The organism is Serratia sp. KH_031 (assembly GCF_057839655.1).
Genome location: NZ_CM174496.1, coordinates 1,732,034 through 1,752,350 on the forward strand (window position 1 = coordinate 1,732,034; position 20,317 = coordinate 1,752,350).

At 48.9% G+C, this 20,317-nt stretch carries 19 protein-coding genes and 1 pseudogene; 15 read left to right on the forward strand and 5 right to left on the reverse strand.

The features are described 5' to 3' along the window. Positions 1-78 precede the first annotated feature (78 nt). Genes AC3ISQ_RS07700 through AC3ISQ_RS07710 form a run of 3 tightly spaced genes read right to left on the reverse strand, consistent with a single transcriptional unit; the run spans position 79 to position 3,038 of the window. Positions 79-1,599 carry a tripartite tricarboxylate transporter permease gene (locus tag AC3ISQ_RS07700; RefSeq protein WP_489353182.1) on the reverse strand — a complete coding sequence of 507 codons (1,521 nt, stop codon included), beginning with the start codon at positions 1,597-1,599 and terminating at the stop codon, positions 79-81. An 11-nt stretch (positions 1,600-1,610) separates the two neighbouring features. Next, complete coding sequence (locus tag AC3ISQ_RS07705; RefSeq protein ID WP_489352023.1) at positions 1,611-2,042, reverse strand: tripartite tricarboxylate transporter TctB family protein; 432 nt, start codon at positions 2,040-2,042, stop codon at positions 1,611-1,613. Between the two features lie 15 nt (positions 2,043-2,057). Beyond that, positions 2,058-3,038: a Bug family tripartite tricarboxylate transporter substrate binding protein gene (locus AC3ISQ_RS07710; RefSeq protein WP_489352025.1), complete on the reverse strand. Its 981-nt coding sequence runs from the start codon at positions 3,036-3,038 to the stop codon at positions 2,058-2,060. A 313-nt stretch (positions 3,039-3,351) separates the two neighbouring features. Between AC3ISQ_RS07710 and AC3ISQ_RS07715 the strand changes: the two genes are divergently transcribed. The 4 genes from AC3ISQ_RS07715 (at position 3,352) to AC3ISQ_RS07730 (ending at position 7,867) form a co-directional block, all read left to right on the forward strand. Continuing rightward, complete coding sequence (locus AC3ISQ_RS07715; protein WP_489352027.1) at positions 3,352-3,828, forward strand: GNAT family N-acetyltransferase; 477 nt, start codon at positions 3,352-3,354, stop codon at positions 3,826-3,828. A 307-nt stretch (positions 3,829-4,135) separates the two neighbouring features. Further along, the gene (locus tag AC3ISQ_RS07720; protein WP_489352029.1) at positions 4,136-6,103 is read left to right on the forward strand and encodes an AAA family ATPase; all 1,968 of its coding nucleotides are present in this window, start codon (positions 4,136-4,138) and stop codon (positions 6,101-6,103) included. A 412-nt stretch (positions 6,104-6,515) separates the two neighbouring features. Next, the gene (locus tag AC3ISQ_RS07725; RefSeq protein ID WP_489352031.1) at positions 6,516-7,115 is read left to right on the forward strand and encodes a YcxB family protein; all 600 of its coding nucleotides are present in this window, start codon (positions 6,516-6,518) and stop codon (positions 7,113-7,115) included. A 287-nt stretch (positions 7,116-7,402) separates the two neighbouring features. Further along, a complete protein-coding gene (locus tag AC3ISQ_RS07730) occupies positions 7,403-7,867 on the forward strand; it encodes a hypothetical protein (protein WP_489352033.1) in 465 nt (154 codons plus the stop codon). A 27-nt stretch (positions 7,868-7,894) separates the two neighbouring features. Here the strand turns inward: AC3ISQ_RS07730 and AC3ISQ_RS07735 are convergent. Continuing rightward, a pseudogene (locus AC3ISQ_RS07735) lies at positions 7,895-8,316 on the reverse strand (helix-turn-helix domain-containing protein). A gap of 242 nt (positions 8,317-8,558) precedes the next feature. Here AC3ISQ_RS07735 and tctD point away from each other — a divergent pair. Both tctD and AC3ISQ_RS07745 read left to right on the forward strand, forming a co-directional pair. Continuing rightward, the gene (tctD, locus tag AC3ISQ_RS07740) at positions 8,559-9,233 is read left to right on the forward strand and encodes a transcriptional regulator TctD (RefSeq protein WP_489352035.1); all 675 of its coding nucleotides are present in this window, start codon (positions 8,559-8,561) and stop codon (positions 9,231-9,233) included. Next, on the forward strand, positions 9,220-10,638 hold the full coding sequence (locus AC3ISQ_RS07745) for a sensor histidine kinase (protein WP_489352037.1): 1,419 nt from the start codon (positions 9,220-9,222) through the stop codon (positions 10,636-10,638). Before tctD ends, AC3ISQ_RS07745 begins: the two co-directional genes overlap by 14 nt. Here AC3ISQ_RS07745 and AC3ISQ_RS07750 read toward each other — a convergent pair. Next, positions 10,622-11,515 (reverse strand): DMT family transporter, encoded by an 894-nt coding sequence (locus AC3ISQ_RS07750; RefSeq protein ID WP_489352038.1) that lies wholly within the window; start codon positions 11,513-11,515, stop codon positions 10,622-10,624. The two genes, AC3ISQ_RS07745 and AC3ISQ_RS07750, sit on opposite strands and share 17 nt — an antisense overlap. A gap of 110 nt (positions 11,516-11,625) precedes the next feature. On the opposite strand from AC3ISQ_RS07750, the gene AC3ISQ_RS07755 reads away from it, so the two are divergent. The 9 genes from AC3ISQ_RS07755 to cvpA all read left to right on the forward strand — a co-directional run bounded on the left by AC3ISQ_RS07755 (position 11,626) and on the right by cvpA (position 20,311). Further along, positions 11,626-12,399, forward strand: coding sequence for an AraC family transcriptional regulator (locus tag AC3ISQ_RS07755; RefSeq protein ID WP_489352040.1), 774 nt, complete (start codon positions 11,626-11,628; stop codon positions 12,397-12,399). A gap of 210 nt (positions 12,400-12,609) precedes the next feature. Continuing rightward, entirely contained in the window at positions 12,610-13,731 is a 1,122-nt protein-coding gene (gene pdxB, locus AC3ISQ_RS07760) for a 4-phosphoerythronate dehydrogenase PdxB (protein WP_489352042.1), read from the forward strand. Positions 13,732-13,817: 86 nt separating this feature from the next. Further along, positions 13,818-14,828 carry an aspartate-semialdehyde dehydrogenase gene (locus tag AC3ISQ_RS07765; RefSeq protein WP_489352044.1) on the forward strand — a complete coding sequence of 337 codons (1,011 nt, stop codon included), beginning with the start codon at positions 13,818-13,820 and terminating at the stop codon, positions 14,826-14,828. Further along, entirely contained in the window at positions 14,828-15,640 is an 813-nt protein-coding gene (truA, locus tag AC3ISQ_RS07770; protein ID WP_489352046.1) for a tRNA pseudouridine(38-40) synthase TruA, read from the forward strand. The genes AC3ISQ_RS07765 and truA overlap by 1 nt, the downstream gene beginning before the upstream one ends. A 54-nt stretch (positions 15,641-15,694) precedes the next feature. Next, on the forward strand, positions 15,695-16,375 hold the full coding sequence (locus AC3ISQ_RS07775) for a DedA family protein (RefSeq protein ID WP_489352048.1): 681 nt from the start codon (positions 15,695-15,697) through the stop codon (positions 16,373-16,375). Between the two features lie 190 nt (positions 16,376-16,565). Next, positions 16,566-17,474 carry an acetyl-CoA carboxylase, carboxyltransferase subunit beta gene (gene accD, locus AC3ISQ_RS07780; RefSeq protein ID WP_489352050.1) on the forward strand — a complete coding sequence of 303 codons (909 nt, stop codon included), beginning with the start codon at positions 16,566-16,568 and terminating at the stop codon, positions 17,472-17,474. A 223-nt stretch (positions 17,475-17,697) separates the two neighbouring features. Beyond that, positions 17,698-18,963, forward strand: a complete 1,266-nt coding sequence (folC, locus tag AC3ISQ_RS07785) for a bifunctional tetrahydrofolate synthase/dihydrofolate synthase (RefSeq protein WP_489352052.1) — start codon at positions 17,698-17,700, stop codon at positions 18,961-18,963. Next, positions 18,964-19,653 (forward strand): cell division protein DedD, encoded by a 690-nt coding sequence (dedD, locus tag AC3ISQ_RS07790; RefSeq protein WP_489352054.1) that lies wholly within the window; start codon positions 18,964-18,966, stop codon positions 19,651-19,653. A gap of 160 nt (positions 19,654-19,813) precedes the next feature. Continuing rightward, positions 19,814-20,311, forward strand: coding sequence for a colicin V production protein (gene cvpA / locus AC3ISQ_RS07795; RefSeq protein ID WP_489352055.1), 498 nt, complete (start codon positions 19,814-19,816; stop codon positions 20,309-20,311). Positions 20,312-20,317: the final 6 nt, after the last annotated feature.

A 20,317-nucleotide genomic window follows, 5' to 3' on the forward strand; every position in this document is an offset into this window, starting at 1 on the left:
TTCTTGTATAGAAAAAGGGCTGGTTCATATCACTGAACCAGCCCAAACTTACGTGCGACGTTATTTTTATGATCGTTGTTATTCTGCTTTCGCTGCCTCTACCGTATAGCGGCGGTGCTTGCGGAATTTACGTAGAATAGGTGGGACGATCAATACGGCAACCGCCAACACCAACAGGCTTTGTGCAATGCTGCTGCTCCACAGGATGCCGAACTCACCATTGCTGATAGACAGCGCGCGGCGTAAGTTCTGCTCCAGCATCTCTCCCAATACGAAGCCCAGAATCAGCGGCGACATCGGGAAATGCATTTTGCGTAGTATGTAACCAAACACCCCGAGCCCAATCATCAATAGTAGATCGAAGGTGGTGCTGTGTACCGCGTACACGCCGACCGCAGAAATCGCGGCGATGGCAGGAACCAGGAACCACAGCGGAATGGTTAGCATACGGGTGAACAAGCCAATCAGCGGAATGTTCATAATCAGCAGGATGACGTTGGCGATCAGCAGCGCCGCAATCAGTCCCCAAACGATATCCGGCTGCTCGGTGAACATCGCTGGCCCCGGAGTAATGTTGTACAGCGTCAACGCCCCCATCATCACCGCGGTAGTGCCGGAACCCGGAACACCCAGCGTCAACATCGGAATAAACGAACCACAGGCTGAGGCGTTGTTTGCCGCTTCCGGTGCCGCGACCCCGCGAATATCCCCTTTACCGAAGGTTTCACTGTTGCCACTGATTTTCTTCTCGGTCATGTAAGTCAGCGCACTGGCGATGGTCGCCCCTGCACCCGGAAGAATACCGACGAAGAAACCGATCACTGAAGAACGCAGGGTAGGGCCGACGCACTCTGCTGCTTCTTTACGGTTAAACAGCAAGCGCCCGGTTTTACGTACTAACGCTTGTCCGGTGCTAGTACTTTCCAGCATCAGCAGAATTTCGCTGACCGAGAACAAACCAATCACCACCACGATAAACTGAATACCATCAGACAAATTCACACTGCCAAAAGTGAAACGATAGACGCCGGTATTGGCGTCAACACCGATGGTAGCTAACCCTAACCCCATCAAGGCCGCTAGCAGTGATTTCAATGGATTTTGGCTCATCATGCTGCCCAAACAGGCAATAGCGAACACCATCAGCGCAAAGTATTCCGCAGGGCCGAAAGCCAGCGACCAGCGCGCTAATAGAGGAGCGAACAGAATGATACCTCCGATAGCAATCAGTGAACCGGTAAACGAACTGACCGCAGAAATGGACAGCGCAACGCCCGCGCGCCCTTGCTGCGCCATGGGGTAACCATCTAGCGCGGTCATAATCGCCGCCGCATCGCCCGGAACGTTAAGCAAGATTGAGGAGATACGCCCGCCATATTCGCAACCGATATACACCGTTGCCAGTAAGATCAGCGCCGACTCTGCGGGTAACTTCAAAGCAAATGCCAGTGGTAGCAAAATTGCCACACCGTTGATGGGCCCCAAACCCGGCAGCAAACCAACAATCGTACCGACGAAGCAACCGATCAGAGCGATTACCAGGTTCTGTGGAATTAACGCCACCTCGAACCCTTGAGATAAATACATCCAAGTTTCCATCATCGCCCCCGTTAGCTCAGCCAAACGCCGAGTGGCAGTGTGACATCAAGTAAGCGGTCAAAGGCGTAGAACAACGAAACGCCCATCACCGCACCAGAAACCAGCGCTGCAATCACTGTGGCTTCAAACAATAAGGCAATGCAGAAAGTCAGCAGCGCGGTTGCCAGTGGGAAGCCCAACCATTCAAAACCCCAGGCATACAACACCAGTGCGATCACCATCACTAGCAAACGCTGCAGCACCTTGTTATGCGGCCATTCAACCACTTGTGGACGACGCAGCAGCAATAGCAAGGAACAGAGCGCCATCAGACCGAGAATGGCGAGTGGGAAGGGGCGAGGCCCCAAGGGTTCATAGCTGTATTCGCTCTGGATGCCCCAACCGACGAACAAACCGCCGATGCACAGTAGCAACCAGATGCCAGCAAAAATACGATCACTCATGGTATGCCCTCTGGGTTATTTGGCCAGACCGAAGGCTTTCGCCTGCTCGCGATACTGGTTGACCTGATTTTTCACGTAAGCATCCAGTTCTTTACCGGTCATGTTGAATTCAAACAGGCCGCGTAAATCACGTTGCTTCTTGAATTCGTCGGTCTGCATCATCTTGGTGAAGGTTTCTTGCCACCATTGATACTCTTCATCAGTGACTTTCGGCCCAACGTAGAAGCCACGAATAATCGGCCAGACTAGGTTATAACCTTGCTCTTTGGCGGTTGGCACGCTAGCTAACTGTCCCGGTAGACGCTGGTCGGCATATACCGCCAGCACACGGATTTTGTCGCCAGTCAGGTAAGGCACCATTTCACTCAAATCGCCGGATACCGCTTGGATATGGCCGCCGAGCAGTGCGGTAACGGGTTCGCCACCACCTTCAAATGCCACGTAACGCATTTTGTGGGGATCGACACCCACTTCACGTGCCAGCAGTGCGGTTTTCATCCAGTCCTGACTGCCGATGGAAGCACCGGCACCGAACACCACGCTGTTCGGGTCTTTCTTAAAGGCTTCCATCAGATCTTTCAGGGTTTTATACGGTGAGTCGGCACGCACGGCGATCATGCCGTAATCGGTACCCACCGCCGCTAACCAGCGCACATCATCGACGTTATAACGGCCAAACTTGCCTTGTGACAGGTTCAGTAATGAGCCGCCGGAGAAGGCGACCACGGTACCGAACTCGGCTGGGCGCTGCGCGACGATAGCGTTATAGGCCACCGCACCGACGCCACCGGGCATGTAAGTCACGCGCATCGGTTTATCGATAGCTTTGGTTTCTTGAAGTGAAACTTGAATCAACTTACAGGTGAGATCGAAACCACCGCCGGGCTTGGCAGGGGCGATACATTCGGTACGCTTAGGTGCTTCAATGGCAAACGCTTGAGTCACAGCCAACATCAGAGCGGTAGCGGTCAGAGTGCGGGTGATTATTTTTTTCATTACCTTCCCCATCGATATGTTCTTTTGGTTTTAAATAACTCCCGCAAATACGGGGTTGCTGAATTGTTAAATCAGCAACCTTTCATTTACCTTTCAACCGAGGGAAAAGTTTCCGGGATGTGATGTAGGTCGCTGTGAGGGGGGAGGGATTGGGGGGACGGCTCTGTGCCAGTAGCGGATATTGAAATACTATCGCATCTTAACCATCGGGTACCGGTCAGCTTAATAAATAAAAAATATTGACGAGTCAGCTTCGTAGACGTTATGAGTATTTTTATAATTTTCAGCAGTATTCATCACCATGGAGACAGAGATGATTTCGTTCCGCTTAATGCTTGAAAATGAGTACCCTGATTATCTTGAATATTTTTTTGCTGATTACGCAAATGAAATTAGATCAAATTACGGACTTTCCCAGAATGATTCTGTTGCAAGGGCGAAGCAGGAGATAGCTGAAGCACTTCCAGAGGGCATTAATACTCCTGACCATAGGTTACTTTGCCTGATCGCACAGTCAGATAACATCAGTAAGCATGTAGGCTATCTCTGGTACAAACAAAATACTGCCATGCGTACAGTGTTCATCTACGATTTTCACATCTTCAACATCTGTCAGGGCCATGGGTTAGGTAAACAGACCCTCCGCGCTTTTGAGCAGGATCTACTTGAGAAAGGCTTTGAACAGATCAGACTCCGTGTTGCTGGTGATAATGTCCGTGCCCGGCATCTTTATGAGATCAGCGGTTTTGGGGTGACGGGAATCAACATGAGCAAAACTATTACGGACTGAATCCTACATAACTTGGCGAATGTCTCAGGGCGTGAAGCGGACGTTGCTAGCATCCGGATGTATTAATCAACGGGAAGCTGGCTTGCATAGATCTGCATGTGCTTTCTTCACATCATCCCCCCTATCCGACCCGTCTGTCTTGAGGTTAGAGGGGGCTTGAAGGTGCATTAAAAGCGTCCCATAAAACGGTCTGGTATGGCGAGGAAACATTGCGCGCAATATGCTAACTTAATACAATAGCTAGTATTATTTACTTCACCCAAGTGTTATATGAGTCAGATTCATACATTATCAAAGGAAAGTATTCATGTACTTAAAAAGCATTCAGATAGATAATTATGGTGCCATCCTAAAACTTAATATTGAGCTCCCATTTAATGACGATGGTACCCCGAAACCTGTAGTTCTTGTTGGTAAGAATGGTTCGGGTAAAACACTACTTACTTCCAGTATAGTTGACTCACTCATTCAAATTAAACGTTCTGAATTTCATTCAATCACAGAGGCAAAGGATAACTCTTACTATAAGGCTGGCAAAAAAGATTATATAAGAGAAGGCCAATTATTTAGTTTCGTAAGAATAACCTATACCCTCGACGATAATAATCGAATAGTCTATAACGACATAACAAGCCACACCCCTAGTGACACCCAAAAGCTACTTCAGCATTATAATATTAATTTCCACCACGATTTCAATGATAATGGTTTCACAAAATCAATTGAAGGTGAGGCTAAAGGTATATTTTCAAAAAATGCCATACTATACTTCCCAGTAAATAGATATTACAACCCTGCATGGTTAGTCGAACGAACAGACCCTCGAATTGAAACTATAGAATCATATGTAGGCCAAAACACTGACAACTTTATAAAAATAAATGTTATTAACTCCATAGAATCTTGGATTCTGGATGTAATATTAGATTCAGAGTTGTATGAAAAGCAGATCATTCCTGTACAACCTTTCATATTAGCTGGCGGGACGTATCATCCTATTAATGGAACTTTGATGGAGGTAAAGGAAGGGAAAAATACACAAATACAATTGCTAATAAACAAAGTTCTCACCACTATATTAAAATCAAAAATACCTAATTTAGTATCAGCACGATTTGGCATTAGTAGTAAAGAATCAGGCAGGAAAATATCTGTTATTATACGAGAGCAAGGCTCTAATACAGATGTAACAATCTCCCCTACATTTTCTCATATGTCATCTGGTGAGGCGATGCTCGTTGCGTTATTTTGCTCTATAATAAAAAATTTCGATGCCGTATCAAATGCAGAGAAACTAAACCTCACCGAAATAACAGGTCTCGTGATAATTGATGAAATCGATCTGAATCTTCATATAGAATACGCTAAAAAGGCTGTCCCTGAACTTTTAAGTCTTTTTCCTAAAGTTCAATTTATCATTACAAGTCACTCACCGTTCTTCCTGCTTGGAATGAAAGATATCTTCAATTTAAACTATCAAATTATCAGTACGCCTGGTGGTGAGATTATTGATGAATCTGATTTCGAGGAACTACAAACAGCTTATTCCATTTTCATCGAAAGATTCGAGGATATTAGAGAAAATTTAAGTATTTTAGAAAGTGAGATTTATAACTCCACAAGAACATTAGTTGTAACCGAAGGAAAAACTGATTGGAAACATATAAAATCAGCTTTATCACACTTCCAGGATAAAGGCGAGTTTACAGAATTGGACTTTGCTTTTCACGAATATGAAGATGCATCATTTTCAGATGATAAACTTAATAATTTTTTAACAAATGTAGCTCAAGTTTCGAATAATAAAAAAATTATTGGCATTTTTGATCGAGATGAAGGAAATGGTAAGAAATATAGTAAGAATAGAATAAATGAGTTAGGTAACAATGTGTATGCTATAACTATACCTCAACCAGAGCACAGAAACTATCATGATGGCATATGTATTGAATTCATGTATAAAGATAATGATTTATTTAGGCAAAATGAAAATGGCCGTCGCCTTTATATTTCAAGTCAGTTCAACGATAGTGGGAGACTAATTAAAGACATCCAAATTGGGGTTCAAAATCATAATAAAATAAGAGGTAAAAACAATTTAAAAAACGACTGCATAGTCGATTCTGAAGTAATTAATATTTCCGGGGAATCTTTAGCTATGTCCAAAAATGACTTCGCGAACGCAGTTCTAAGACAGGATGATACATTTAAAGATCTTGATTTTTCGGCGTTCAAAGATCTGTTCGAAACATTAATTGAGGTAATTAATAAATAAAAATATTGGCGTGCATTAAATAAATTCACGCCATTTTTAACTCATCAATGTATATGAGGCAAGTCGTAGTACTGATCTGGCAACAGTTTTCCGGACATTTTTTCAAGCAATCAACATCCGCTTCTCGCTCAAAGCTACCTGCTAATCCCTTACTTTTTAAAAACAGTCTTGGAGTGGGATATTTCCCATTTTTACAAGTGGTTCTTATCTGGCTTACCGCTGGTCGGAATAAGACAAAGGGGGTATCAACAGGGTTTGCGGGTAATTACGGGTGAGGTATGTACAACCAAGAACAACGACATGTAGAAGGGGCAATGATACCGTGATGCTCCTGAACCTACCACTATTTCAGGGTTGTGAGGTTTGATATTATCAGGGAACATTGAGTCGAAAACAAACAGGGAGATGTCAGATGATAACAAAAAGCCGGATTGTCGTTGATTTTTCAATGTCAGTGCTTGAGCGCACCGAAGCAGGCAAACTGATAAAAACATATAAGAAAGAGAGCATTAAGCCCTACGAATATATTGGCTTCATCAAGCGAGCTGCAGGTTATATTTTCATTTTTGCGGCGATGTTTACTTTGCTACAGATGATTATGCAGATTATTGATGCCCCACATGATGACAGTCTGATGGCCCGAACCCGGGTGATAAATATCATTCTGCTGGCGCTGTTCGGGCTGTCGCTGGCATTATTTAACATTCAGGACACGCTCTTAATCAAGGCCATGAAAAAAAATGAGGCCGCCGAGCAGACTGATGATGAGATTACTCAGAGAGTGAAGCTTACCCGGTATTTTGTCGAAAATATCACCAACTCAGCTACCGGACGAGTGTACTGGGAACATATCAAAACGAGTTACCGAAAAGGTGGGTTTATATTTATTCACATGCGAAATGATAGCTGTATTGTTATTCCTGATAGGGTTTTTACTTCCGAGAGCGAAGCCGCCTGTGCTGTAAAGTTTATCCATGCGCAGATTGCCCAGAGGAAACAGCAGACCGGGTAAATCCCGGAGAACAGATAAGAGAACAGCGCGTAAGTGGTTTTTGTGATCAGCAGAATATAGAGATAACTACGTGGTTAGCAGGCCACATTATTTGCTCCTCGCTCATAGTAGACATGACGTCTCTTCAATTGGCTGTTGAGTGCCAGCGGACGTAACGAATATTGTTGCATGTTAATTACTGATGGCAGTGCAAAACCACGAAAAGGCACAGTAAAGATTGGTGTGGGGGTATCAATAGAGTTTACAGTTGCTCATTATGGTTTTTGATAAGCAATCAGGGAATAGCAATGGCACGCCGAATTGATCTTCAGGGCATAGCTAACGCTCTCAATGGGAGTTTTGTTAGTCGAAACAACGACTTTAGAGGATACTGGTCTATTGGCCAGTTAAAATCATTCGCTATCGATAGCGGTCTCACTTCAATGAGATTTTCTCTTACCATATCTAAGACCGACACCATCTTTAATCTGCAAAGTTATATTGTGCATTATTACACAGGCATGTTCGAAAACCTGTTGAGAAAACAGCAAGTTCCTGACTCTTGGGTAAGTGATGCTAGCATTACGATCGACTTTAACGCTAATGCTGAAAATGCTCTGTTGTATGAATGCTCAACCTTAGGCGAGCTTTTCCAATCCCGTTGTCAGATAATTGATGATACAGGTCGCGATTACTCCTCAATCATCTATGGTCGGTGCCTGCCACACTCTGTTGTGAAAGAGTTAAGATCGACCCGAAAACCCACTATGTAAATCATCAGATAATCTTCCGCTACTTGCTCATAGCCGTTGTTGATGTGGCTGTGAGTTACTTCGTGCTAGGAGTGGACATTCAGAACATCTAGGGTGCCATTTACTCGGTTTAATCAGATGTACTGCCGAAATACCCAATATCTGGTGCAGTTTCCAGATCATCGGTAGTGTCAGGTTGAGGATCTTGTAAACACGGCTCACTCCACCGATAGCCGCTTACCGACCTTTGGCGGTCACCTAGCTTGATCCATACGAAACTTGATCGCTTCAACCGGAGCAGGTGGTTCAATGGGATAATGTTCAGTCTCGTAGGCTTCAATCAAAAGCACCATCACATCAAAGAAATCACTTTCTGGGGTATTCGGTTCTGGCTGATGATCAAACATCGGAGAAATAACTTTTAACGCAGCACGGTAATCCTGTTCATTATGAATTGGGCGAATTTCCATTAATCACTCCATTTCAATGCTATTAATATCGATTATTTCAGCGGGTATTTTAGTCCTGCAATTGAGATATTTCCCATCGTACTTTTCCCAAATCATCATTGAACCCCAGCGCTAACAACTTGTTATAAATGCGGAATGCCTCGCAAAAACAGGGTGATACCGCTCTTCTTTCGGTGTGGAAACCGTGTCATGCTAGTTGTTATTGATGTGTTAAATATATCTAGCGAAGAAATGGTATTCCTATGCGTTTGTTACTGGTTGAGGATCACCCAGAATTATCCCATTGGCTGCAAAAGGCGCTGACTGGCGTGGGTTTTGCGGTGGATGTGGCGCCGGATGGATTGGCGGCGGATCATCTGTTATTGCATGAAAATTATGCGTTAGTGGTGTTGGATGTGGCGCTGCCGCGTTTGAACGGGCTGGAGTTATTGGCGCGTTTACGTAAGCGTGGGCAGGATTTGCCGGTGTTGTTACTGACCGCCAGAACCGACGTAGCGGATCGGGTCAAAGGTTTGAATTTGGGCGCCGATGACTATCTCACCAAACCCTTTGAGTTGGATGAGCTAGAAGCGCGTATTCGGGCGCTGCTGCGGCGTAGCGTCGGCGTGACCCAACAGGCGTTGCAGTTTGGCGCGCTGACTTATCACGATGAAGGTTATTTCCTGCTGGATGATAAACCACTGCAATTAACGCCGCGTGAGCTGGCGGTATTGACGACGCTGATTCACCGCCGTGGCCGTCCGGTGGCAAAGCAACAACTGTTCGAACAGGTGTTCACTCTATCGGATGAAGCCAACCCGGAAAGCATCGAGTTGTACGTGCATCGGGTGCGTAAAAAATTGCAGGGCAGTAACGTGGCGATCATCACTTTGCGTGGCTTGGGCTATAGCCTGGAGTTAAGTAATGAAGTGGTTTAGCGCACCACGTTCGTTGTCCAACCAATTACTCCTGTTCTTTGGTTTACCGCTGCTGGTACTGGGCTGCATCTCGATTTATACCCATTATTTCAGTGCGATGAGTGCGGCAACGCTGGCTTATGATCGCACGCTGGTGGCGTCGGCACGCACCGTGGCGGAGCGCTTAGTGGTGCGTAATGGTCGCTTGGAGGTGGATGTGCCTTACGTGGTGCTCGACAGTTTTGAGCGCAACATGAACGACCAGCTTTACTACGAAGTGATTTCGCCGCAAGGGCGCAGTATCTCCGGTTATGACGATTTACCGCATATGCCCGCATACATTCCACGCTCCAACTTGTACCCGGCGTTGGTGCATTTTTATGATGCAGAGTACCGTGGCAGACCGATTCGCGTGGCGGCACTGTTTCAGCCAATTAACGAATCCGGTGTAACGGGGATGGCGACCATTTTGGTCGCGGAAACGCTGGCGTCCCGCGAATATTTGGCACGACAGATGTTATTGGCAGCCCTGTTGAGTCAGGGGACGGTGGTGTTGCTCACTTTGGCGCTGGCCTACGTTTTATTGAAGAAGTTATTAAAGCCGCTACGTAAACTTTCCAGCATCATGATGCGTCGCGATCCCGGTGAGTTGACGCCATTACCGATGGTATTACCCTGGTCGGAAATGCAGCCGCTGTTGTTGGCTTTTAACCGCTATATCGAACGATTGCGAGTGATGGTGGCGCGTCAGGAGCGCTTCAGCGCCGATGCTTCACACCAGCTACGCACGCCGCTCACGGTATTGAAAACGCAGGTCGCAGTGGCGCTCGCCAGCGATCGGCCGCAGCAGTGGCGCGAAAGCTTGCTGGCAATGACGACCACACTGGATAACACCGTAGAACTGACCGATCGCTTGCTTTATTTGTCTCGCCTCAAAGCGCATGAACACAGTGCTGACCGCAAATTACAACCGGTCAATTTGGCGCAGGTATTACGCGACGCCTGTTTCTCTCGTCTGCCACAGGCGCGTAGTAAACGAATCGATCTGGGTTATGAAGGGGAATCGGTTTGTTGGGTGGGCGGTGAGGCGCTACTTCTAGCAGAGCTTTGCGCCAATCTGCTGGATAACGCGATGAAATACACCCCGCGGCAAGGGATCGTGACCGCCCGTTTGTTGATAGATGAAGCGCAAGGGCAATGCATACTGGAAATTGAAGACAGTGGGCCGGGTATTGCTCAGGAAGATACTGTACAGGCGCTGCAACCCTTCCGTCGTCTAGATAATGTGGGCTCCCAACCGGGGGCGGGTTTGGGATTAGCCTTGGTTAAAGACATCACGACTTATCACGGAACCCGCCCGGAACTGCTGACTTCAACGGCATTGGGCGGGTTGTTAGTGAGAGTCTGTTTTAAGCTTCTGAGTTAGTTTTTCGGTGTCCCAATGGCGTGCGAAGCCGTTGGGACAACATCACGCCTAACAGCGTTACACCGCCGCCGATCAGGTGATAACTGTGCAACTGTTCGTGTAGGAACAGTACGGCGATAATGGCGGTGAATACCGGGGCCAAATTCATAAAGATTGATGCGGTATTCGCGCCCAATCGCATAACGCCCTGAATCCACAGGAAGGGGGCTAGGATCGACGCTGGGATACCGGCAAACAGTACTAGCGGAATGTTTTGGCTATTCAGACTGACATCCGACGTCATTAAGAAATTGGGCAACAGCAGCAACACACCAAACAAAATCTGCACATACAGCGACTGCCAGTTCGGCAGTGGGATCGCCCAACGCTTGGTCAACACGCCGTAGAGTGCATAAGAAGCCGAAGCGGCGAACATCATGACTTCGCCTTTACCGATGCCATGCTCCAGCAATTGCCCCGGCTGCCCGGTGCTGACCAACCAAATCAAACCACCTAATGACAACAGGCCACCGAGAACGATCCCAACGGTAGGCACTACGCGCAGCAACCAAATGCTGATCACTACGGTTAGCAGTGGAATCAATGAGTTAAGAATCCCCATAAACAACGCGCTGACACTGTGAGCGGCGTAATAGGCTAGGCTTTGATACAACACCATGCCGAGCAACCCGAGGATCAACAGCTTCCACCAGTTAGCGCGTACTGCGGCCCAATGACGGATGACGCCCGGCAGGACAAATGGAGTCAGGACGAGTAACGCCAATAACCAGCGATAAAAAGAGATCGCCGCCGGATCGATAGCGCTGGCAGAGGCTTTACTGACTACGGCATTCATTGACCAAATCAGTACCGCAAGCAGAGGGAAAAGTACGTTCATGATAATTATTCTCAATAAAGCTCAATCTGTCGGCTAGTCTACCTGTGTCTGATTTGTTATATATAGTGATAATCAGACATCATCTCGCTAATTCAAGACAACATTAAATTATGTCAGAAACACGCAACTACCCAACAGCGGGAGTGGATACACCCCGCACGCTGTTTTTTCGCTGTGAAGAAACTAATGCTAATACGGAATATTTGCCGCACAGTCATGCATGGGGGCAAGTGATCTGTGTAAAAAGTGGCGTGATTGCGTTGAATATCGCCGAACAGCGTTTTTTGGCGCCGCCTGAATTTGCCGTTTGGCTGCCACCGGGGGTTGTGCATGCCAGTTATAACCGTAAACCTGCGCTGTTCCGTACCATCAACATTGCACAATCACTGTGTCATGGGATGCCTAAATATGCCTGCTTGCTCAATGTATCGGTCGTGTTCAGTGCCATTGTTGAAGATTGTTTGGCACGTAAGGTTCTTGAACCCAGCACTAAAGTCGATTTGCGCTTGTGTCGAGTGCTTATTGATCAATTAAATCAAGCGCCAGTCCAACAAACTTACTTGCCTACTTCTGCTGATAAATTTTTGGCGCCGATATTACAAGAGCTGGAACGCAATCCTTCAGACAACACTTCTCTGGCGGTGTGGGCCAGCCGCGTCTATACCACCGAGCGCACGCTTTCGCGTCGCTGCCAGCTGGAGTTGGGTATGTCGTTTAGCGAGTGGCGTCAGCGCTTGCGTTTTTTACATTCCATATCGCTGCTGGAAAAAGGCCATACGGTGCAAGAAGTGGCGCTGGAGGTGGGTTATAGCTCTGCTTCTGCCTTTATCGTGATGTTCCAACAAATTTCCGGCACCACGCCGGAACGTTTCCGCCGAGCCTAAGAGCCTACCCATTAGGCTATTTTACTTGCCATTTTGAACCTGGGCAGTGCTCGGAATCCTCACGTACTGCGTGTACGCTCCGGTTCCTCTGCGCTGTCCGTGTTCAAACTGTCTGCGACAATTACGCCTAATGGCTAGGCTCTAGGTTTCTCGGCTATTCAGTGGCAAACTATTTAGCAGTTCAACATCCGAAAAACCTTGGAGTATGAAGTGAAAATCCTGGTTGATGAAAATATGCCCTATGCGGTTGATCTGTTTAGTCGTTTGGGGGAAGTACAAGCGGTGCCGGGGCGTCCGATCCCGCGGGATGCGTTGGCGGGTGCCGATGCGCTGATGGTGCGTTCGGTCACTAAAGTGAACGAAGAGTTGTTGGCTGGCACGCGTATCAATTTCGTGGGCACTGCGACGGCCGGTACCGATCATGTTGATGACGCATGGTTAAAACAGGCCGGTATTGGATTCTCTGCGGCTCCGGGTTGTAACGCGATTGCGGTGGTGGAATACGTTTTCTCTGCGTTGATGTTGTTAGCCGAACGCGATGGTTTCCAACTGCGTGATAAAACCGTGGGTATCGTTGGCGTCGGTAACGTGGGTTCGCGTCTGGACGCTCGCCTGAAAGCGTTGGGTGTACGCACTCTACTGTGCGATCCACCGCGTGCCGATCGCGGTGATGCAGGTGAGTTCTTGCCGTTAGAGAAGCTGGTGGCAGAAGCCGATGTGCTGACTTTCCATACCCCACTGAACAAAACCGGGGCTTACCGTTCACGTCACATGGTGGATACCGAACTGTTAGCCGCATTGCCAGATAATCGCATCCTGATCAATGCCTGCCGTGGCGCGGTGGTTGATAACGCGGCTTTATTGCAAGCGCTGGAAAAAGGCAAACAGCTAAGCACCATATTGGATGTCTGGGAGCCGGAACCCGATCTTTCTGTGCCACTGTTGGACTTGGTGGATATTGGCACCGCACATATCGCCGGTTATACGCTGGAAGGTAAAGCGCGCGGCACTACGCAGGTGTTCGAGGCTTATAGCCAGCACTTGGGCAATCCACAGCACATTGAACTGACTTCACTGCTGCCAGTGCCGGAGTTTAGCCATATCCGTTTCAACGGCGCGGTCGATGAAGGCAAATTAAAACGATTGATGCACTTGGTGTATGATGTGCGCCGCGACGATGCGCCATTGCGTCACGTGGCAGGTCTGCCGGGTGAATTTGATCGCCTGCGTAAGTTCTATCAGGAGCGTCGCGAGTGGTCCTCACTGTGCGTTCAGTGTGACAACAGCGCAAGCGCTGAGTTGTTGCATAAACTGGGCTTTGTGATCGCCTAAGGTTGCGTTAAGCAATTGTCATTAAAGTAAATATCTAGACGGTGGCTTCACCGTCTATCTGTATGAATTTCTCTGGAGAAAACCCCATGTCTGACGGCTGGAATATTGCCCTGCTCGGCGCTACTGGTGCCGTAGGTGAAGCGTTATTGGAATTATTGCAAGAACGCCAGTTCCCGGTGGGCGAACTCTATCCGCTAGCGAGCGAACGTAGCGCCGGTGCTACAGTGCGTTTCAATGGCAAATCGATTTTGGTGCAAAACGTTGAGGAGTTCGACTGGTCACAAGCGCAGTTGGCCTTCTTCGTCGCGGGTAGCGAAGCCGCCGCACGTTATGCGGAAGAAGCGGGCAACATGGGTTGTTTAGTGATCGATACCAGTGGTTTGTTCGCGTTAGAGCCGGACGTGCCGTTGGTGGTGCCGGGTGTGAACCCACAGGTGCTGGCCGATTACCGTAACCGTAATATTATTGCCGTCGCCGACAGCATGGTTAGCCAATTACTGACGGCGATCAAGCCGCTGACTGAACAAGCCGGGCTTTCTCGTTTGCATGTCACGACGTTGATGTCGGTTTCTGCCCGTGGCAAAGCGGCGGTGGATGATTTGGCTGGGCAGAGCGCACGCTTGCTGAACGGTATCCCGGCAGAAGAAGGTTTCTTCTCTAAGCAATTGGCGTTCAACGTGTTGCCACTGTTAGCCGATGAGCAGGGCAGTGTGCGTGAAGAGCGTTTGATTGTCGATCAGGTACGCAAAGTGTTGCAGGACGAAGGTTTACCTATCGCCGTAAGTTGCGTGCAATCACCGGTATTCTATGGTCATGCGCAAGTAGTTCATTTGGAAGCACTGCGTCCATTGGCCGCTGAAGAAGCGCGCGCAGAACTGGAACAAGCCGAAGACATTCAACTGAGCGAAGAAGATGATTATCCGACGCAGGTAACTGAAGCTTCTGGCAGCGATGTATTGAGCATCGGTTGTCTGCGTAATGACTACGGCATCCCTGAAATGCTGCAATTTTGGTCGGTGGCCGATAACGTGCGTTTCGGTGGCGCGTTGATGGCGATCGAAACTGCTGAGCGTTTGGTGCAGGAGCAGATGTACTAATGTCAGTGGTCGAAACGCCAGTGCGTAAAATTGCGCTGGGCATTGAATATGACGGTAGCCGCTATTACGGTTGGCAACGCCAACAGAATGTGACGAGCGTCCAGGAATGTCTGGAAAAAGCCCTGAGTAAAGTGGCCGATACGCCGATCACCGTATTGTGTGCTGGGCGTACCGATGCGGGTGTACACGCTACCGGGCAAGTCGTGCATTTTGAAACCACTGTACAGCGTAAAGATGCTGCTTGGACGATGGGAGTCAATACTCATTTGCCAGCGGATATCGCAGTGCGTTGGGTTACTGACGTGGCCGATGATTTTCATGCGCGTTTTAGCGCGACGGCGCGCCGTTACCGTTACATCATCTTTAATCATCGCTATCGCCCAGCGGTATTACAGCAGGGGGTGACCCACTTTTATCATCCGTTGGATGCCGATCGGATGCATAGTGCGGCGCAGGCAATACTCGGTGAGAATGACTTCACTTCATTCCGCGCGGTGCAGTGCCAGTCCAATACTCCGTGGCGAAATGTAAAGCACGTTAAGGTTACTCGCCACGGTGCTTATATCGTAGTAGATATCAAGGCCAATGCCTTTGTTCATCATATGGTTCGCAACATTGTGGGCAGCCTGATGGAGATTGGTTGTGGTAATCAGGATGAGAGTTGGATGGCAGAACTGCTGGAGCTGAAAGATCGCAATTTAGCGGCGGCGACGGCGCGGGCGGAAGGACTGTATCTGGTGGCGGTTGATTACCCTGAACGCTTTGCTTTACCCCAGCCTTCGATGGGGCCGCTATTCCTCGCCGACGACTAAATTAAATTGAATCTTCGCCGATGGCATGTTGCCGTGGGTAACAAGTGAGAATTTATGGACATCATTAAGTTTGTTATTGATTTTATTCTGCATATTGACGTGCACTTAGCGGCGTTGGTGGCGCAGTACGGTGTTTGGGTTTACGCCATTTTGTTCCTGATCCTGTTTTGTGAAACCGGATTGGTTGTGACGCCGTTCCTGCCAGGCGATTCTTTATTGTTTGTCGCCGGTGCTTTGGCGGCATTGCCCTCTAACGATCTGAACGTTCACACCATGGTGGTACTGATGGTGATTGCCGCGATTATTGGTGATGCGGTGAACTACACCATTGGGCGCTTATTTGGTGAAAAGTTGTTTAGTAACCCAGATTCGAAAATTTTCCGTCGTAGCTATTTGGATAAAACCCATAAGTTTTATGAAAAACACGGCGGTAAAACCATTATTCTGGCGCGATTTGTGCCGATCGTGCGCACCTTTGCGCCGTTCGTTGCTGGTATGGGGCATATGTCCTATCGCCATTTTGCTGCTTATAACGTGATTGGCGCACTGCTTTGGGTGTTGTTGTTTACCTATGCGGGCTATATTTTTGGCAACGTGCCTTTCGTACAGGAAAATCTGAAATTGCTGATTGTCGCGATTATTATTGTGTCGATTTTGCCGGGCGTGATTGAAGTTTGGCGACACAAACGGGCAGCAGCACGCTCACGACACAACAAAAACAGTAAAAACATCTGATAACTCTGTCGGTTCGACCAGTTTTTTATCCACAGCGTCGAGCCGATATGGTTTAATGAGCGACATTTAAGATCCGTTCCTGTAACAACCTTGAAATTGAAGTTGCACAAATAGTGCTTTCAGTAGGTGTGTTTTCAGGGGGATTGAACAGCGGACTGGCGCGTGCCAGGTTCAAACAGAAAGGTCATCGATGAGCTGGATTGAACGAATTCTTAACAAAAGCAATGTAACTCCAACCCGTAAGGCGAGTATTCCTGAAGGGGTTTGGACCAAATGCGATAGCTGCGGCCAGGTTCTCTACCGCGCCGAGCTGGAACGTAACTTGGAAGTGTGCCCTAAGTGTGACCACCATATGCGTATGACTGCGCGTATGCGTCTGCATACCTTATTGGATGAAGGGAGTGAGGTTGAACTGGGCAGCGAACTGGAGCCGAAAGACGTTCTGAAGTTCAAGGATTCCAAAAAGTATAAAGATCGTCTGGTGGCTGCACAGAAAGCGACCGGCGAGAAAGACGCATTGGTTGTGATGAAAGGCACGCTTTATGGTATGCCGATTGTTGCCGTGTCGTTTGAATTTGCCTTTATCGGCGGTTCCATGTCCTCCGTGGTCGGTGCACGTTTTGTGCGTGCGGTTGAGCAGGCGTTGGAAGATAACTGCCCATTGGTTTGCTTCTCTGCCAGTGGTGGCGCACGTATGCAAGAAGCGCTGATGTCGCTGATGCAGATGGCGAAAACCAGTGCTGCATTAGCCAAAATGCAAGAACGCGGTCTGCCGTACATTTCGGTATTGACCGATCCGACCATGGGCGGCGTTTCTGCTAGTTTGGCGATGCTGGGCGATATCAATATCGCTGAGCCAAAAGCGCTGATCGGCTTTGCTGGCCCACGCGTGATCGAGCAGACCGTGCGTGAAAAACTGCCGCCGGGCTTCCAACGCAGTGAGTTCCTGATTGAAAAGGGTGCGATCGATATGATCGTGCGTCGCCCGGAAATGCGTCAGAAGTTGGGTAGCATTCTTTCCAAGCTGACCAACCAGCCACAGCCGTATTTCGACGATGCCGCACCGCTGATTGCCCCAGAAAATCAAAACGGCGCGTAAGTTGCGTTGTAACCCCATGCTGGTATGGGGTGGATACCCTAAATAATTCAAGTTGCATCAAGGCGGCAACTGCGCGAAGCCCCGGGAGCTTGGTAAACCAAGTGACTGGGGTGAGTAAAGGCAGCCAACAAAGAGGCAACTTGAAGTATGAAGGGGATAGAGCATCGCCTTACCGCGGTGGGGTGGTGTCCTGATGGATTATTGAACCCAAGCGATGGGACTCATGCAAAATCACCAAATTCCCCAAGCCACATCGTCATTGAGCTCGTGGCTTTTCTATCTTGAGCGTCTGCATAGCCAGGCGATCGAACTCGGCTTGGAACGCGTCCAACGCGTTGCGGAGCACCTAGATTTACTTACCCCTGCACCCACGGTATTCACCGTTGCTGGTACCAATGGCAAAGGCACGACGTGCCGTACACTGGAAGCTATCTTGATGGCTGCCGGGCTGCGTGTGGGTGTCTACAGTTCGCCGCATCTGGTGCGTTATACCGAACGCGTGCGTATTCAGGGGCAAGAACTGACTGAAGAAGAGCACAGCCGTTCGTTTGCGGCGATTGAGGCCGGCCGTGGCGAAACGTCACTGACCTATTTTGAATTTTGTACGCTGTCGGCGCTGCAATTGTTCAAACAGGCTAAGCTGGACGTGGTGATTCTGGAAGTTGGTCTGGGCGGGCGTTTAGACGCCACTAACATTGTTAATCCTGATGTGGCAGTCGTCACCAGTATTGCACTGGATCATACCGATTGGTTGGGGGATACACGCGAAAGCATTGGCCGGGAGAAGGCAGGGATTTTCCGTGCTGATAAACCGGCTGTGGTTGGCGAACCGGATATGCCCGTGACTATTCAGCAAGTGGCCGAAGAGCTTGGTGCGCAGTTGTATCGTCGTGGCGATGCCTGGACGTTCAGTGAGCAAGGCGAACGCTGGCAGTGGCAGGGCGGTGACACCAAATTGACGGATTTACCGATGCCAAACGTCCCATTAGCGAATGCGGCGACGGCGCTGGCGGCATTGCACTATTCTGCATTGGAAATTGATGAGAAGGCTATCTTCGCGGGGTTGCAGCAAGCGACACTGCCGGGGCGTTTCCAAACCGTGCAGCAGGAGCCGTTGTTGATCCTCGACGTGGCACATAACCCACATGCTGCCGGTTATCTGGCCGGACGCTTGGCAAAGTTACCGCGTAACGGTGGTAAAGTCCGCGCGGTGGTCGGTATGTTGTCGGATAAAGATATTGCCGGAACCTTGGCTTGTTTGAGTGAACAGGTTGACGAATGGTACTGCGCACCGCTTGAAGGTCCGCGTGGTGCTAGCGTTGACTTACTGGCGCAATATTTAACGGAACCGCGGCAGTTTGCCGATGTCGAAACTGCTTGGCGTCAGGCGATGCAGGACGCAGATATTCAGGATATTGTGATCGTCTGTGGATCGTTCCACACCGTTGCCCATGTGATGGCGGCGTTAGACGAGATGCGGGGAGTTTGAGTGGCAAGTAAATTTCAGAACCGATTGGTCGGAACCGTGATTATCGTAGCGCTGGGGGTGATTATCCTGCCAGGGCTGCTGGATGGGAAAAAGAAACATTACGAAGATGATTTTGCGGCGATCCCGCTGGTGCCAAAGCCGGGAGATGCGCAGGAGGTTGATGTCGTTCCTCCGGTGAATCAGGCGTTGCCAGCACATCCGCCGGAAGGCACTGGGGCATTGATGGAGCAGCAAGCGGCTAACGCTGCGGCGACTCAACAAGCGATCAACCAGCCTAGCCAGCCGCCGGTTACGGTCACGCCGCCGCCAATCGAAACCAAACCGGTTGTGACGCCACCAAAACCCGTGGAAGTTAAACCGGTTGAAGTGAAACCGAAACCCGTGACGCCGCCACCGACGCCGCCGAAACCTATCGCCAAACCTCCGGTAGAGGAAAAAGCGCCAGTAGGACAGGCTTACATTGTGCAACTTGGTGCGCTGAAGAATGCGGCTAAGGTGAACGAGATCGTGGCTTCGCTACGACTGTCGGGGCATCGCGCCTTTACCGTGCCATCAACGCCGGTACAAGGGCAGATCACCCGTATCTATGTCGGACCGGATGCGTCGAAGCAAAAGCTGCAATCTTCGCTGTCTGAGTTGAATTCACTCAGCGGGTTGAGCGGGCAAATCAAGCCTTACAGCACGCGTTGATGTTCAAAATACGCTATGTGAATGCGGCGATTGGGAATTTTCCCATCGTCGTTTTTTATTTGTGACGTGGTAGGGAAAACCCCTACGCAAACGTTTTCTTTTTCTGTTAGAATTCGCCGCGAATGAGATAGGTAAGGCGAATTCCTCATTGGAATAGGTCATGGTCTGGATTGATTACGTCATTTTAGCGGTGATTGGATTTTCGGCTCTGGTTAGCTTGATCCGAGGGTTTGTTCGCGAAGCATTGTCACTTGTGACATGGGGATGTGCGTTCTTTGTTGCCAGCCATTTCTACTCTTACCTTGCTGTCTACTTCACGCGTTTTCAAGACGAACTGGTGCGAAACGGTATCGCGATTGCGATTTTGTTTATCGCAACCCTGATTGTCGGGGCTATTGTTAACTATGTGATTAGCTCACTGGTAGAAAAAACCGGGTTGTCGGGAACCGACCGAGTGCTTGGCATTTGTTTTGGTGCCTTGCGCGGAGTGCTGATCGTGGCGGCGATCCTGTTCTTCCTGGATACCTTTACCGGCTTCTCACAAAGTGATGATTGGAAGCAGTCGCAACTGATTCCCCAGTTTAGTTATATCATCAGGTGGTTCTTTGACTACCTACAGAGCACGTCGAGTTTCTTACCGACCTTACCGGGGCGGTAGCGGCTT

Excerpts from the sequence above, each read along its gene's own strand:
- AC3ISQ_RS07700 (WP_489353182.1), bottom strand. The coding sequence starts at position 1,599 with ATGGAAACTTGGATGTATTTATCTCAAGGGTTCGAGGTGGCGTTAATT.
- AC3ISQ_RS07705 (WP_489352023.1), bottom strand. The coding sequence starts at position 2,042 with ATGAGTGATCGTATTTTTGCTGGCATCTGGTTGCTACTGTGCATCGGC.
- AC3ISQ_RS07710 (WP_489352025.1), bottom strand. The coding sequence starts at position 3,038 with ATGAAAAAAATAATCACCCGCACTCTGACCGCTACCGCTCTGATGTTG.
- AC3ISQ_RS07715 (WP_489352027.1), top strand. The coding sequence starts at position 3,352 with ATGATTTCGTTCCGCTTAATGCTTGAAAATGAGTACCCTGATTATCTT.
- AC3ISQ_RS07720 (WP_489352029.1), top strand. The coding sequence starts at position 4,136 with ATGTACTTAAAAAGCATTCAGATAGATAATTATGGTGCCATCCTAAAA.
- AC3ISQ_RS07725 (WP_489352031.1), top strand. The coding sequence starts at position 6,516 with ATGATAACAAAAAGCCGGATTGTCGTTGATTTTTCAATGTCAGTGCTT.
- AC3ISQ_RS07730 (WP_489352033.1), top strand. The coding sequence starts at position 7,403 with ATGGCACGCCGAATTGATCTTCAGGGCATAGCTAACGCTCTCAATGGG.
- tctD (WP_489352035.1), top strand. The coding sequence starts at position 8,559 with ATGCGTTTGTTACTGGTTGAGGATCACCCAGAATTATCCCATTGGCTG.
- AC3ISQ_RS07745 (WP_489352037.1), top strand. The coding sequence starts at position 9,220 with ATGAAGTGGTTTAGCGCACCACGTTCGTTGTCCAACCAATTACTCCTG.
- AC3ISQ_RS07750 (WP_489352038.1), bottom strand. The coding sequence starts at position 11,515 with ATGAACGTACTTTTCCCTCTGCTTGCGGTACTGATTTGGTCAATGAAT.
- AC3ISQ_RS07755 (WP_489352040.1), top strand. The coding sequence starts at position 11,626 with ATGTCAGAAACACGCAACTACCCAACAGCGGGAGTGGATACACCCCGC.
- AC3ISQ_RS07765 (WP_489352044.1), top strand. The coding sequence starts at position 13,818 with ATGTCTGACGGCTGGAATATTGCCCTGCTCGGCGCTACTGGTGCCGTA.
- truA (WP_489352046.1), top strand. The coding sequence starts at position 14,828 with ATGTCAGTGGTCGAAACGCCAGTGCGTAAAATTGCGCTGGGCATTGAA.
- AC3ISQ_RS07775 (WP_489352048.1), top strand. The coding sequence starts at position 15,695 with ATGGACATCATTAAGTTTGTTATTGATTTTATTCTGCATATTGACGTG.
- accD (WP_489352050.1), top strand. The coding sequence starts at position 16,566 with ATGAGCTGGATTGAACGAATTCTTAACAAAAGCAATGTAACTCCAACC.
- folC (WP_489352052.1), top strand. The coding sequence starts at position 17,698 with ATGCAAAATCACCAAATTCCCCAAGCCACATCGTCATTGAGCTCGTGG.
- cvpA (WP_489352055.1), top strand. The coding sequence starts at position 19,814 with ATGGTCTGGATTGATTACGTCATTTTAGCGGTGATTGGATTTTCGGCT.